This window comes from Actinomycetospora chlora, assembly GCF_039542135.1.
Lineage (GTDB): Bacteria > Actinomycetota > Actinomycetes > Mycobacteriales > Pseudonocardiaceae > Actinomycetospora > Actinomycetospora chlora.
The window spans coordinates 1-12,879 of sequence record NZ_BAABHO010000034.1 but is presented as its reverse complement, the minus strand read 5'-3'; the positions used below and the strand labels follow the sequence as shown (position 1 = coordinate 12,879).

The 12,879-nt window shown below is 71.3% G+C and carries 17 protein-coding genes and 1 pseudogene; 5 read left to right on the top strand and 13 right to left on the bottom strand.

Translation table 11 applies throughout. The annotated features are described in order from the left end of the window. Positions 1-35 precede the first annotated feature (35 nt). The 8 genes from ABD994_RS19960 to ABD994_RS19925 are packed head-to-tail and all read right to left on the bottom strand — an operon-like array spanning position 36 to position 4,034. The gene (locus ABD994_RS19960) at positions 36-1,172 is read right to left on the bottom strand and encodes a tyrosine-type recombinase/integrase (RefSeq protein ID WP_345419001.1); all 1,137 of its coding nucleotides are present in this window, start codon (positions 1,170-1,172) and stop codon (positions 36-38) included. Continuing rightward, positions 1,172-1,360: a helix-turn-helix domain-containing protein gene (locus tag ABD994_RS19955; protein ID WP_345418998.1), complete on the bottom strand. Its 189-nt coding sequence runs from the start codon at positions 1,358-1,360 to the stop codon at positions 1,172-1,174. Before ABD994_RS19955 ends, ABD994_RS19960 begins: the two co-directional genes overlap by 1 nt. Positions 1,361-1,365: 5 nt before the next feature. Further along, the gene (locus tag ABD994_RS19950; protein ID WP_345418995.1) at positions 1,366-1,575 is read right to left on the bottom strand and encodes a hypothetical protein; all 210 of its coding nucleotides are present in this window, start codon (positions 1,573-1,575) and stop codon (positions 1,366-1,368) included. After that, positions 1,572-1,802 (bottom strand): hypothetical protein, encoded by a 231-nt coding sequence (locus tag ABD994_RS19945; RefSeq protein ID WP_345418993.1) that lies wholly within the window; start codon positions 1,800-1,802, stop codon positions 1,572-1,574. The genes ABD994_RS19950 and ABD994_RS19945 overlap by 4 nt, the downstream gene beginning before the upstream one ends. Next, positions 1,802-3,049 carry a hypothetical protein gene (locus ABD994_RS19940; protein WP_345418990.1) on the bottom strand — a complete coding sequence of 416 codons (1,248 nt, stop codon included), beginning with the start codon at positions 3,047-3,049 and terminating at the stop codon, positions 1,802-1,804. Before ABD994_RS19940 ends, ABD994_RS19945 begins: the two co-directional genes overlap by 1 nt. After that, complete coding sequence (locus ABD994_RS19935) at positions 3,046-3,324, bottom strand: hypothetical protein (protein ID WP_345418987.1); 279 nt, start codon at positions 3,322-3,324, stop codon at positions 3,046-3,048. Before ABD994_RS19935 ends, ABD994_RS19940 begins: the two co-directional genes overlap by 4 nt. Continuing rightward, positions 3,324-3,734 carry a hypothetical protein gene (locus tag ABD994_RS19930; RefSeq protein ID WP_345418984.1) on the bottom strand — a complete coding sequence of 137 codons (411 nt, stop codon included), beginning with the start codon at positions 3,732-3,734 and terminating at the stop codon, positions 3,324-3,326. The genes ABD994_RS19935 and ABD994_RS19930 overlap by 1 nt, the downstream gene beginning before the upstream one ends. Before the next feature lie 21 nt (positions 3,735-3,755). Further along, positions 3,756-4,034 (bottom strand): WhiB family transcriptional regulator, encoded by a 279-nt coding sequence (locus ABD994_RS19925; RefSeq protein WP_345418981.1) that lies wholly within the window; start codon positions 4,032-4,034, stop codon positions 3,756-3,758. Between the two features lie 119 nt (positions 4,035-4,153). Between ABD994_RS19925 and ABD994_RS19920 the strand changes: the two genes are divergently transcribed. Beyond that, positions 4,154-4,939 carry a GntR family transcriptional regulator gene (locus tag ABD994_RS19920; RefSeq protein ID WP_345418978.1) on the top strand — a complete coding sequence of 262 codons (786 nt, stop codon included), beginning with the start codon at positions 4,154-4,156 and terminating at the stop codon, positions 4,937-4,939. Between the two features lie 35 nt (positions 4,940-4,974). Continuing rightward, positions 4,975-5,457 (top strand): GNAT family N-acetyltransferase, encoded by a 483-nt coding sequence (locus ABD994_RS19915; RefSeq protein ID WP_345418975.1) that lies wholly within the window; start codon positions 4,975-4,977, stop codon positions 5,455-5,457. 93 nt (positions 5,458-5,550) lie between these two features. On the opposite strand, the gene ABD994_RS19910 is transcribed toward ABD994_RS19915, so the two are convergent. The 3 genes from ABD994_RS19910 to ABD994_RS19900 all read right to left on the bottom strand — a co-directional run bounded on the left by ABD994_RS19910 (position 5,551) and on the right by ABD994_RS19900 (position 8,246). Next, the gene (locus ABD994_RS19910) at positions 5,551-6,168 is read right to left on the bottom strand and encodes a YegP family protein (protein ID WP_345419143.1); all 618 of its coding nucleotides are present in this window, start codon (positions 6,166-6,168) and stop codon (positions 5,551-5,553) included. A 369-nt stretch (positions 6,169-6,537) separates the two neighbouring features. Beyond that, entirely contained in the window at positions 6,538-6,918 is a 381-nt protein-coding gene (locus ABD994_RS19905; protein ID WP_345418972.1) for a DUF6313 family protein, read from the bottom strand. Positions 6,919-7,016: 98 nt separating this feature from the next. Further along, positions 7,017-8,246, bottom strand: coding sequence for a rep family protein (locus ABD994_RS19900; RefSeq protein ID WP_345418969.1), 1,230 nt, complete (start codon positions 8,244-8,246; stop codon positions 7,017-7,019). Between the two features lie 656 nt (positions 8,247-8,902). On the opposite strand from ABD994_RS19900, the gene ABD994_RS19895 reads away from it, so the two are divergent. Next, a complete protein-coding gene (locus ABD994_RS19895) occupies positions 8,903-9,202 on the top strand; it encodes a hypothetical protein (RefSeq protein ID WP_345418966.1) in 300 nt (99 codons plus the stop codon). 463 nt (positions 9,203-9,665) lie between these two features. On the opposite strand, the gene ABD994_RS19890 is transcribed toward ABD994_RS19895, so the two are convergent. Beyond that, positions 9,666-9,998 (bottom strand): DUF6223 family protein, encoded by a 333-nt coding sequence (locus tag ABD994_RS19890; protein WP_345418963.1) that lies wholly within the window; start codon positions 9,996-9,998, stop codon positions 9,666-9,668. 240 nt (positions 9,999-10,238) lie between these two features. Between ABD994_RS19890 and ABD994_RS19885 the strand changes: the two are divergent. Further along, positions 10,239-10,994: pseudogene (locus ABD994_RS19885) on the top strand (sensor histidine kinase); the annotation flags it as partial. Positions 10,995-11,186: 192 nt separating this feature from the next. Beyond that, positions 11,187-11,870, top strand: coding sequence for a response regulator (locus tag ABD994_RS19880; RefSeq protein WP_345419140.1), 684 nt, complete (start codon positions 11,187-11,189; stop codon positions 11,868-11,870). Here ABD994_RS19880 and ABD994_RS19875 read toward each other — a convergent pair. Beyond that, positions 11,834-12,879 (bottom strand): HAD-IC family P-type ATPase (locus tag ABD994_RS19875; RefSeq protein WP_345418960.1); only part of this gene is annotated, 1,046 nt, incomplete at its 5' end. The two genes, ABD994_RS19880 and ABD994_RS19875, sit on opposite strands and share 37 nt — an antisense overlap.

Here is a 12,879-nt window from a genome sequence, read left to right as displayed (position 1 = left end):
ATCCTGACCTGCACTGATGTGTTCCACGGGAAACATCAACCGTCCTCCTTCCCCTGGTGGGGCACATCTGGGGCACTCACGGCGGCGTCCATCCGGTCGGCGAGGTCATCGAGCCGGTCCGGGAACAGGTGGCCGTAGAGGTCGAGCGTCAGCGTCGCCGTCTTGTGGCCGAGCATCTGCTGGACGACCTTCACGTCCGCGCCCGAGGCGATCGCCAAGGACGCCGCGGTGTGCCGGAGCTCGTGCGGGTGGAAGCCGGCCGGACCGACGAGCCGCACGGCCGGGTCGAAGGTGTTGCGTCGGAAGTTCCGTCCCCGCAGAACGCCACCGGCCGGCGCCGTGAAGACGAGGCCGTCCGGCTCCTTGTCCTCCACGAGCGGCTCGAGGTCCGCGACGAGGAAGCGCGGCAGCGGGACCGTGCGGCGGGCGTGGGTCTTGGGCGCGCCCCAGACCAGTCGGCCGTTGACCTCGGTGACGGATTCCGCGACGGCCAGGCGCCGGCGCCCGAGGTCGACCCGCCTGACCCGGAGTGCAGCCGCCTCACCCCAGCGGAGCCCGGTGTAGGCCAGCAGACGCACCAGCGGCGCGTAGTCCTCGCACGCCTTCGCGAGCATTGCGACCGACGCGTGGTCGAGGTAGCGGTGGTCCGGCAGCGCCGGCCGACGAATGCGGATGCCGGCCGCCGGGTTCTTCGTGATCCGGTCGTCGGTGACCGCCCACGCCATGACCTGCGAGAGGACGCGATGCACCTTGTCGACCGAGCTGGGCGAGAGCGTGGCGCCGAGCTGGGTCACCCACTTCTGCACCTCGGCGTGGCGCACCGACGAGAGCCGGGTCGTGCCCCAGCGCGGCACGATGTAGTTCTCGATCGCGCCGCGGTACCGGTCGTAGGTCGAAGGCGTCAGGTGCCCCTGAGCAGCGAGCCAGTCGCGAGCCCACTCACCGACGAGCAGCCGACCGGCTCCCGGGTCGATGTAGGAGCCGGACCGCATGTCGTGCTCGACGGACGCGGCGTAGCCCTCGGCGTCGGTCTTGCGGCGGAAGGCCTTCTTGCGCTGGGAGCCGTCGGGGTCGCGCCACCGCACGAGCCAGCGGGAGCCGCGGCCGTAGCGGTCGGTCCGCACCGGCCCGTCCTGTGTCTTGCGGTGCCACCGGTCGTCGATGTCGGCCATCAGGCTGCGCCTCTGGGCGAGGACGTCTCTCCGTTGAGCCAGGCGTGGAAGCGCTCGCGCGGGATCAGGTACCGCTTGCCTATGCGGATCGACGGGATCGCCCCGGAGCGCACGTGCTCGTACGCCTTGCCCCGGGCGACACCGAGCAGAGCGGCGACATCGTCCACGGTGTAGGTCAGTGGCTCCATATCTCTCAGCTCCTTGCCGTGGTGGTCGTACGGAGTGGTCGGGCCTGTCGGGCTCGGCACAGCAGCCCAGCGAGGTTGGTGGCGGTGGACGAGTCGAGGCAGGCAGCCGCGGTGATGGCGCGGCGCTCCTCGCGGCCGAGGTCGAGCCCGGCCAGCGGCCGCACCAGGGCGTCGACGTTCCTGCCGAAGGCGGCGACGTCCTCGCGGGCGGTCACGGCTGCTGTCCGTCGTCAGGAACGTTGGCGGCCCGGTCGGCGGCGCCGCCGAGCTGGTGGGCGAACTCGCCGGCACTGCTGGATACAGCCGGTCCGAGGGTCGGGAAGGCAGCGAATAGCAGCACGAGGGTCACGACCCCGGAGACCAGCGCGGGCGCGGCCTTGTGGCTCTTGACCAGCAGCACTGTGACGAGGCCCGCGATGATGACGATGGCGATGAGGTTCATCAGGCGGCCCGCCGTCCGTGGGCCCGGATCCGGTCGACGTAGTCGCCATACTCACCGAGGTAGGGCACCCGGATGCGTTCGCAATCCCTGCCAAGACCTGACAGGTAGGCGATCCCGGGCGCGGCGTTGGCGTGCTCGGGCCCGAGCGCGCGGGCTTCGGCGCCGTGGAGCATCTCCAGGGAATCGGCCGGCACCCGGAACGACAGCCGGAGGGCGAACTGGTCGCGGGCGTAGCCGCCGCCGACGGCGGTGGCCTCGAAGCGCTGGGCGAGCATCAGGACCCGGAATGCGGCCTTGCGGCCCTCCGAGAGCAGCCGCAGCACCGCCGAGCGGATGCGCTCACCGACTGGGACGCCCTCGCCGCGCTTGGGCTTGGGGAGCCCGTCGGCGGCGCGCAGCAGGCCGGGGAACTCCTCGAGCACCACGAGCACCGTCGGGGTGGCCGGGGTCGGCTCGATCCTGTCCCGCCGCGCCGGGATCGTGGCCAGCCGGCGGTCCATCTCGGCCACCAGGTCCTCGAGCAGCACCGCGTGCGCGTCGAGGTCGTGCGTGCCGACGACCTGATGAGCGCGGTGCGCGGTGCCGTCCCACGCCTTGCCGAGCAGCAGCCCTGTGATGTCCGAGCCGGCCACGAGGACGTCGGGAGCGGAAGCGACCTGGGAGAGCAGCCCGTAGAACAGCGCCGACTTGCCCGACCCGTTCTGACCTTGAGCCCCAAGATGCCCGGCCTCGGTGAAGGCGTGGCCGAGAGTGGTGCCGTCCTCGGTGCGCCCGAGGATCACCGGCTCCGCGCCGGACGCGACGGCCAGCGAGGGGAGCCCGAAGCCGTCGCGCAGCGGGTCGTGGTTGAGCACGATGAGCCGGACCCACCGCCCGGCGAGAGGTTCGACCCGCAGGCCGTGCCCGCCGAGGGAGTGCGCGAGCCGAGGACCGTTCTCCTTGCTGGTGAAGTCGGCGGGTTCCTGGCCGGCCATCAGCTCGACGGTCAGCGTGATGGGCGGCCCGCCGTGGACGGCGCCGACGCGGGGGGTGCGCACGGTCAGCCCCGCGGCGACGGAGACGTACTGGCACAGGCGCAGCGCGGTGCAGGCTTCGCGGAACTCGGCGGTGATGCCCTGGGCGAAGACGTGGTGCGCGGCCCACGCGTCGCGTTCGGCGCGGCGGGCGCGCCAGCGTGCGACGAAGCCGGGTGGGCGACAGCGGCCGGCCGCAGGTGGGCGGGTGCGGTCGAGAGTCTTGGTAGTCATGACCGGCTGCTCCGGTGGGTGCGGGCCCGCTGGCGGCGGGCGCGGGAGGGGGAGGCGGCGACCTGGACCTGGGTGACTTCCCAGGTCGAGGAGCCGCAGACGGGGCAGCGCTCGAGGGAGAGCTGCACGACACCGTCGCCGGAGTCGTCGCCGATGGGGGCCGGGGTCCACTGCTCGACGCAGCTGGCCGCGCGGCAGGTCAGGACCAGCTCGTCGAGCAGGGCAGCGGTGCGGACCTGGACACGGGCGCGCGGAGGTCGGGCGGGGGCGGCCATCAGGCCGCCGCCGTCTCGTCGCCGCCGGTCCTACGGGCCGGGCGGACGCCTCCGGTGTTGGCAGGGCGGATGGCGGTGGCCGAGAAGGACACCTCGATGCCCTTGGCGCCGTTGCGGGCGGGCCGCACGCGGGCGTTGAGGTCTTCGAGTTCGACTTCGGTGTAGGGCTCGAGGTCGGGGACCTCGTGGCCGATGACGCGGACGCCGTGCAGCTCGAGGCGCCCGTCGCGCCCGGTCGGGAGCATGACGTCGTGGATGGTGATCGGGGCACCGCTGGCGTCGTCGAGCAGCGGCAGGCCGGTGCTGCGTCGGCCCGTGGGGCCGTCCTCCCAGCGCTCGAGCTGCTGGCAGTAGCCGGTGGCGACGGCCTTCATCCGGGTGGCGTTGATGGGGGCGTTCAGCTCGTACATCGGTGGTGCTCCTTCGATGGGTCAGGCCGCGTCGGGCGGCTGCTGGCGGGTGCGGGTCTCGGTGCCGCCGCGGGCGAGGCGGCGGCGTTCGGTGGCGGTCAGTCCGCCCCAGATGCCGTGGTCCTGGCGGGTCTCGACCGCGTAGGACAGACACGTGCTCCAGACCGGGCAGCGGGCGCAGACGGTCTTGGCGCGGGCCACCTGGCCGGCGATGGCGCGGCGGGTCCGGTCCTCGGTGACCGGGAAGAACAGGTCCGGGTCGGCGTCTCGGCACGCCGCCCGGTCGGTCCAGGGCTCCATGTCGACCTCATTGACTAGACAATGCAGACGTTGGAGAGCCTGGTGTGCCACTTCGCTCACGTCAAGTAGACGGAGCAGATTGCCTAGACAATGTTCGGTAACAGGGCCAGACTGGCGGCATGACCAGCAGAGGCGCCGGCCCGATCTACCAGCGGATCGCCGACGACCTGCGCGCCCGCATCCAGAGCGGCGAGCTGGGCGCCGGCGCAAAGCTGCCCACCGAGCAGTCCCTGACCACGGACTACAGCGTCACCCGCGCCACCGTGCGCCAGGCCATGCAGGTCCTGGTCAACGAGGGCCTGGTGGTGTCCGAGCGCCCGCGCGGGCACTTCGTGCGCCAGATCGAGCGGCTGACCTACCGCCCGCAGAAGGAGTGGCGGGAGCGCCCCCTGCACCGTGAGCTGGACCAGTTCATGGACGAGCAGGTCGAGCTGGGCCGCAAGCCCTCGCAGACCATCGCCGTCGAGCTGGCCACCCCGCCTGCCGACGTCGCCGCGCGCCTCGGGCTCGGCGAGACCGACACCGTGGTGATCCGGAAGCGGGTGCGCTACCTCGACGGCACCCCGTTCAACACCAACGACTCGTACTTCCCGCTCGAGCTGGTGCAGGGCAGCGAGATCATGCACCCCGCCGACATCGGCCGCGGCGCCAACGTCGTGCTCGCCGAGCTCGGCGCGGAGCAGACCCACGCCGTGGACGAGATCGAGGTCCGCATGCCCACCCCGGACGAAGCCAGCCGACTCGAGATCGGCCTGGGTGTCCCGGTCGCCATGCACCGCGTCACCGGCTACACCGACGACGGCCGGCCCGTCCGGGTCGTCCGCAACGTGCTCCCCGGCGACCGCCACCTCATCGCCTTCGAACGCACCCGCCCGACCAAGCACGAGAGAGACACTGAACGGTGATCGTCCGTAGCGCCGGCTCCAATGACCTTGACGCCGTGCTGGACCTCTTCCGCGAGGCCTCCCGCTGGCTCGCAGGAAAGGGCGTGGACCAGTGGCAGTGGGAGCCCCGTGCTGAGCAGGTCCGCGGCGACATCGAGCAGGGCAACGTCTTCGTCGGCGAGGACGACAGCGGCCGGATCATCGCCACCGTCACAGTCGACACCTTCGCCGACCCCGACTTCTGGCGACCCGAGGACGACCCGGACAGCGCCCTCTACGTCCATCGCATGATCGTCGCCAGGGAACACGCTGGCCGACGACTAGGCGAGGAGCTCACGAGATGGGTCGAGCGGCTCGCCGGCGCTCTCGGTTACGACCATGTCCGCCTCGACTGCTACCGCTCCAACATCGGTCTCCAGCGCTACTACAAGACGCACGGCTGGACCCATGTCCGGACCGTCGACGCTCCCTGGCGACCGTCGGGAACCCTCTTTCAGCGGCCTGTTTCGAGGTCGAACGTCGTGCCGTCCGAGGAATGACAACGCCTTAGGGCCTCGTGCTGCCGACCTTCTACCTGCACGACCAGGACCTCGCGAGCGGAACACGTTGCAGGGAGCGACGGTGGCGTGGTGTCAAGCTTTTCTGCGCTGGTTTCGTTGAGACTTTGCGCCCGTAGCAGCGTTCTTCACGGATTCCGCACCCTTGATCGCGGCAGCACGTGTCTCATACGCTTCACCCGAGGCGATGATCTGACCGTTACTAGCCTTGAGCCGGAAGCGGTACTTCCCGGCTCGATCTTGGTAAACCTCGAATCGACCAACACCGCTTCGCGGCTCAGGTCCGCGCGTTTCGTTTCCCGATGAGTCCGGAATGCTCGGGGCGGTCTCTGCTGCGTGTGCTACGGCCTCGGCGCCCCTGCGCGCGGCTGCCATGCTCTCATAGGCTTCGCCGCTCGCCACAATTTGCCCATTGGATGCCTTGAGACGAAAGCGAAATTTCCCGGACTTATCTTCGTACACCTCGAACTTTCCTGCACGCCGCCGACGAGCTTCGCCGGCTGGGCGAGGAGCCTGGGTGGTCTCGGCCGCCCGACCCCGCGCAGCAGCTCGAACCGGACGGTTTGAAGGGCTAGCTTGCCGCTCCCCTCGGCGCCGTGCGCGAGCAGCCGCTCTACGGACGACGTCAACGAGCTCCGTCGCTTCTCGGTCTACCCATCTGTCCTCGCGTTCGGGAAAAGCACCAGAAAGCATCTCACAAACAAGACTCTTAAAAGTCCCGGGAGCGCGGAGATCGGGCGCCTCGGTCGAAGTTGGGATGTCATCGTCGTTCATGGCGAACCCCCTTTCTCTCGGCGTCGCTCGAGTGCACACATGGGGCAGAGTTCATTGAACTGTGGATAGTCTACTACCAAGACGGCTGCACGAACAGCTTGTCTACGCCCGTCGCATTTTCTTCGACGGCGTCCGAGTTCAATACCTCCTGCATCAGGAGTTCCCAGTGATTCTGTGCATCGTCCCAAGAACCGCCGTGCAATTGGACAAGCTTGAGTGGGAATGATCTCGTAATCCCGTGCGGGTTGCGGAAACAGAGGTCTGAGAGCAACGGAATGAGACTCTTGCTCATTCGCTATCCCGGTCAGGAAAGATTTTCGTCAGGCTTCTCTTTCTCCGGGTGCTGATGGCGTTGGTGACGATGTAGCCAGCAACGGCGCCCGAGAGTCCTGGAGCGAACAGCCACCCAGCTACGGCTAGCGGATAGGCAAGAGGTGGAAACGAAGCCTCGCTCGGCGACTTTATCCCTGTCGTGACATCAAACGCCGCTGCCCAACCAAGAAATAGCCCGCCTGCGACGTAGAGCAACGCGAACGCGATCAAGAGAGGTGCTGCTGTCCGGATGATCCAAACACCGAACGCCTCACGGTGACCTTGAGATCTCCACCAGCGACGGACAGCGGCGGGAGCCCTCTCCTTCGGAGGCGGACCCACCTCGTCGTCATCCATGCTGGTGGTCCCTGCGTCGTGATGGCTACGGCTGTGGCGGAGCTAGATCTTAACCGTTGGTAGCCGTCACGACGGCAAGGGCCGACTGTATAAAGCACCTACAGCCGGTCTACTTCATCCGATCGCCCAAGCCCAAGGGCTCTGAGCCAGCCTCTTGCGGCCATCAGCCCGCCCATCTCGGCGACGGCCAGCAACTCAGGTTCCCTCTGCGTCCGTTGTAAGACGCAATAATCGTTCGAGGTCAACTCGAGAGTCACCTCCCCTTCTAGGTCCTCAGCCACGACTTCATCATCCGTCACCTCTGCGCCGAGCCCGGCGAGCTTCCGCAAGTCCCGGCCTCCGATGGACCAGGTGAGTTGCCGTCGGCCTTCGCTGGCCTGCTCCCACTCCCACCAGCGCGCCATTGCTGTCTCTTCCTGGGCGTCGACGGCGTCGGCGAGCAGCTGCATCGGGGTGCGGCCGCCGGCTCGGCGGCCTTCCTTGCGGTGGGAGCCGGTGACCTCGTAGGCGATCTTGGTGAAGTAGTCCGCCAGGTCGCCGTCGCCGAGCTGCACCCGGCGCAGGTCCCACCCGTGCTCCTCGGACGCGTTGAAGCCCTTGCGCTCCAACGCCGCGCGCCAGCGGGAGAACATCCGCGCACCGACCGAGCCGGCGACGAGCTCGGCGGAGACCTGAGCGCCGAAGCAGAGCAGGGCGTGGATGTGGACGTGCCAGCCGTTGTCGCCGTCGGTGACCTCCACGACCCGCGCCCAGCCGAGCAGTCCGCCGAACAGCTCCTGATCGGCCTTCCACGCCCCGCCCGACGTGACCCGAGCCCAGGCGTCGGACAGGACGTCCCAGCAGCCCCTGCGCTGGCGCAGGGTGTTCTCTTCGATGGCGTCGGCTTCGGCCTGGTGCTCGTCGAAGTCCCACCAGTTGGCGTTCGCGGCCTCGTAGCCGGCGCGGTTGTCCTCGAGCTGGCGCAGTCGCTTGCGCTCGTCCTTGGTGAGCCCGAGCCGATCGCCCCGGTCGTGGCGCATCGTCAGGGTCAGCAGGAACGCCGAGCCGCCAGCCTCGTCGACCGCGCGCATCACCGTCGACAACTCGTCGGCTCGCCGGGTGGCGATTTTTGCGGCGCACTGCGGGCAGCACCACACCGACCCGCACGATGCCAGCCCCGAGTAGCCGGCCGTCCTCGTGCCGTCGGCGTTGCTCGTGACCGCCAGCGTCACCCCGCCCTCGGGGTCCAGCGGCACCCCGCAGTTCCGCACCCGCCGCAGGCTCGTGACCTTCCGAAGCTGGCCGCGACGCTGCCAGCGGGTCTCGCGTCGGTGCTGGGCCTGCGCCACCCGCTCACCCGGGCTCAGCCGCTTGTTGGCTCCCCGACGTTGCCTGGTCTGGTGAAGACCTGTTCGCCCATTACCGAGAACCCGCCCGCTCACCGGGCACCACCAGCGGTCAGAGCCGGCGCTGGCGCGCCGGCGTGGCCCGGCCCTGCCGGGCCACGCCTCCCCGCACCCCCAATGACTGCGTCGGGGGCGGGGCGGCGGACCCGGGCGGGCCAGGCCACCAGCCGGGCAGCGACAGCGACGACCTGGACCACGGCGGCGACCAGGAGCAGGACCAGGCTCGGCCTCCGGCGGCCAGGCGCTCCGCCCTGGACCAGGGCACCGACCTCAGGAGAGCCCACGACTGCGACGAGCTCCGGGACGGGGGAGTGGTGGTGGTCGGGGCGGGGCCTCACCCACGACGACGCGCCTGAGGGCTGCCAGACCGCCCGCACAGCCGCAAGCGCCACCAGGCAGCACAGGCGGCGGTTGTCGAGGAGGGGAGCGCTTGCACCCGCACGGGCGGCCCGGCAGGGCAGAGCCCGCGCCGCCGAGGGAGAGACCCTGAAGTTCGCCGTGTTGAGAGTGCCGATCGCAGGTCCGATGTCCGCTTCGCGTATCTCAGGGGAGAGACGCGTCGTTGGTCCATCTGGGTTAGAACCAGATGAGGGGGCTACATGAACCGGAGAGTCGCTGCTCTCGCGCTCGCGGGCAGTTCGATCGCGCTTGGGCTCGCCGCCAGCTTCGGAGTCGCATCCGCCGCGGAAGGCGATGGCAACTGCAACAACTCCGGGGACAACAACGTGATCGTCGCGCCCTTCTGTGGAGCGAACTTCGGCCCGTCGGTCGCCCCGGTGCCGGGAGGCCCCGCTGCCACGACGACAACCACCTTCTTTCCCGGCCGGCCTGCGCCTACAACGAGCAGCTTCACCTTCACGCTGGGCCCGTTTCCGCCCATCAACCCGCCCGGATCGTGATGCGGGCGCCCTGCATCCTCTGTCGTACACCTGTTCGATAGACGCACTCGCGTTCGGCAGGCACTCTCCGCGCCCATGCGGACGATCAGGACGTGGCGCGAACTCCGACGTCAGGGACGCGGACTGAGTCTCTGGGCCGTCGCTCGCGGCTGGAGCTGACCTCTCTCCCTGGGGCACGCCTGGGGCACACCGAGGCGACGACCAGGTGGCACGGGCTGACACCGAGCAGCGCGGGATGACCTGCTCATGGGGTACGCCTACCGCGTTAGGCCTGCGTGCTGCAGCGCGCTTGTCGAGTTTGCAAGGCGGGGGTTGAGGGTTCGATTCCCTTCGTCTCCACCGCTGTGACCAACAGGAACACTCGCTGAGTAGATCGTCAGAATCCGGACGTGGCGCGAGAACGAAGCGGTGCTCTTCCGCTCGAGCCGCCGTCCACTCGGACCGGGACGTCCCGACGCCGAGATCAGGCGGACGTTCGCGTGCGAGCCAGCGCGAGGACGCCCAGAGCCGCGGCGACGAGGCCCAGCGCCACGGCGACGACGGCTCCGGCCAGCCCGTTGCCCGTCCCCAGGCCACCCTCGGCGTTGGCGGCGTGCAGCCCGCCGACGACCGCCGCGAGCACACCGAGGCCCAGGGCCACGATCGAGCCGGCCCGCGCGACCCGACGAGCCAGGGCCAGGGCGCCGACGACCACCCCGAGGAGCCCCAGGACGGCGGCGACGGACGGGACGGTGCGCCCGACCCCCAGCTCGTAGACGCCGACGGCGACGGGTATGGCGACGGACTGCGTGAGCATCGGTGGACCTCCCGTGGGTGCGACGACGCCCAGCGTGGGCGCCGACGGGCGCGACGGCGTCCGGCGGCTGACGTCTGTCCGGGCTGCTGCGGCGGTCGTACGGTCGGCTCGCCGGTGTATCTCGTACGGCGGCGGAGGTAGGCCGGGAGACGTCGCGGGGCGGACGCGCCACCGCGCGGGCGGCGCGCAGGATGGCCGCGGGGCGCCAGGGGTCCCGGGCCCGGACCGGGAGGCGGACAGATGGTCGGCACCGTGCGCGAGGCCGCGCGACCCGACGGCGCGCGCCCGCTCCCGGCCGTCACCGGTCTCGCCGTCGCGGTGCTCGTCGCCGCCGCCGCGGCCGTGGAGATCGGTCCGCCGTCGGCGCCGTCCCCCCGACCGCTCGACGTCGGGGCGATCGCCCTCGCCGCGACGGTCGCCGCCGCGGTCGCCCTCGGTCGTCGCCACCCGGTCACGTCGCTGGTGGTGCTCGACGCGGTGGTCCTCGCCTGGTTCGCCGGTCCCTACCCCGGACGGCTCGTCGCGGTGGTCCCGCTGCTCGGGTGCTACACCCTCGCCGCGGCCCGGGGGTGGCGCTGGGGACTGGCCGGAGCGGCCCTGACCGCGCTGACCCAGATCGTCGCGATCCGCGTCGTGCTCCACGACGTCGACACCGTCGCCGTGGTGCCGCTCGCCGTCCTGCTCGCCGCCACCGCCGCGAGCGCCGGTACGGCCGTCGGTTACTACCGCGCACTGCTGGTCGCGACACGGGCGGAGCTCGCCCGCGAGACCGCGATGCGTGACGAGCGCGCCCGCCGCCTCGTCGCCGAGGAGCGCCTGCGCATCGCGCGCGAGCTCCACGACGTCGTCGGGCACTCGCTGGCGACCATCAGCGTGCAGGCGGGGATGGGCCTGCACGTGATCGACCGGCAGCCCGACCGGGCCCGCGAGGCGCTCGCGGCCGTCAAGCAGCTCAGCGACACCGGGCTCACCGACGTGAAGTCCGTGCTCGGGGTCCTGCGCACCGACACCCCGGACGAGCCGGATCCGTCCGGGCTCGACCGGCTGGCGTCCCTGCTTGCCGGCGTCGAGGGCGCCGGCCTGCGGGTCGAGGTGGACGTCGATCGCCACGGGCCCCCGCTGCCCGCCCCGGTCGACCTCGCCGCCTACCGGATCGTTCGAGGTCCGCGCCGAGCTCCCGGCGCCCGGATGACCGCCGACGACCCCGTGCGGGTGCTCGTCGTCGACGACGAGGCCCTCGTCCGCAGCGGTTTCCGCGTGCTGGTCGACGCCGAGCCCGACATGGCCGTGGTCGGCGAGGCCGCCGACGGTGCCGGCGCCGTCGAGCTCGCGAGGCGGACCCGCCCGGACGTCGTGCTCATGGACATCCGCATGCCCGACGTCGACGGCCTCACGGCGACCCGCCGCATCGCCGCCGATCCGGACCTCGCCGCGGTCCACGTCCTGGTCCTGACGACCTTCGACCACGACGAGTACGTCGTCGACGCGCTCGGGGCCGGTGCGGCCGGGTTCCTGGTGAAGAACACCGAACCCCGCCAGCTCCTCCACGGCATCCGCGTGGTCGCCGGCGGCGAGGCCCTCCTGTCCCCGGGCCCGACGCGCCGGCTCGTCGCACGTCTCGTCGAGCGACCCGGAGGCGCACCCCCGGTCGACGGCCGCGCGCTCTCCGAGCTCACCGCCCGGGAACGCGAGATCGTCGCCCTCGTCGCCCACGGGCTGAGCAACGCCGAGATCGCCGGGGCCCTCACCATCAGCCACGCCACCGTGAAGACCCACGTCGGCCGGGCCATGGTCAAGCTCGACGCCCACGACCGCGCCCAGCTCGTGGTCATCGCCTACCGGAGCCACCTGGTCTCGCCGCCGGCCCGGTGAGCACCGCCCGCCGGCGACGCGACCGGGGGCTCCTCGCGACCACGGTCCGCGGAGCGCGGCCGGAGGTCGAGGCGGCGCAGGAGCTGAGCGTTCAGGGCGACGACGACGGTCGAGACCGACATGAGGATCGCTCCGACCGACATCGGCAGGACGAACCCGAGCGGCGCGAGCACACCGGCCGCGAGCGGCACCGAGACCAGGTTGTAGCCGGCCGCCCACCACAGGTTCTGGGCCATCTTCCGGTAGGTGGCGCGGGAGAGGTCGATGACGGAGGTGACCGCACGCGGGTCGTCGCCGGCGAGGACGACGCCGGCGGAGCCGATGGCGACGTCCGTGCCGGCACCGACGGCCAGCCCGACGTCCGCCCGGGCCAGGGCGGGAGCGTCGTTGACGCCGTCACCGACCATCGCGACGCGGTGTCCCTCGTCCTGGAGAGTGGCGACGGTGGTGGCCTTGTCCTCGGGACGGACGCCGGCGAACACGCGGTCGATGTCGAGCTCGCGGGCGACGGCGTGCGCCACCGCGGGGGCGTCCCCGGTGGCCATGACGACCCGGAGCCCGCGGCGGTGCAGCGCCGCGACCGCGTCGCGGGACTCGGGGCGGACGGCGTCGGCGAGGGCCAGCGCGCCGGCGACCCGGCCGTCGACCACGACGTGCAGCACGGTGGCGCCGTCCTCGCCCCACGGGTGGGCGGCGTCGAGCTCGTCGAGGCCCGTCTCGTCGAGGAGGCGGGGACCGCCGACCCGGACCCGGCGGCCGTCGACGTCCGCGGAGACCCCGACGGCCGGCGCGGAGGTGAAGTCCGTCGCGGCGGGCGGGTCGAGCCCGCGCCCGGTGGCGGCGGCGACGACGGCGCGGGCCAGCGGGTGCTCGCTGTCGGCCTCGGCGGCCGCGGCGAGGGCGAGGAGCTCGTCGCCGTCCCGGCCGGCGACGGCGTGCCGGTCGACGACGGTCGGCTCGCCGCGGGTGAGCGTGCCGGTCTTGTCGAAGACCACGGTGTCCACGGTGC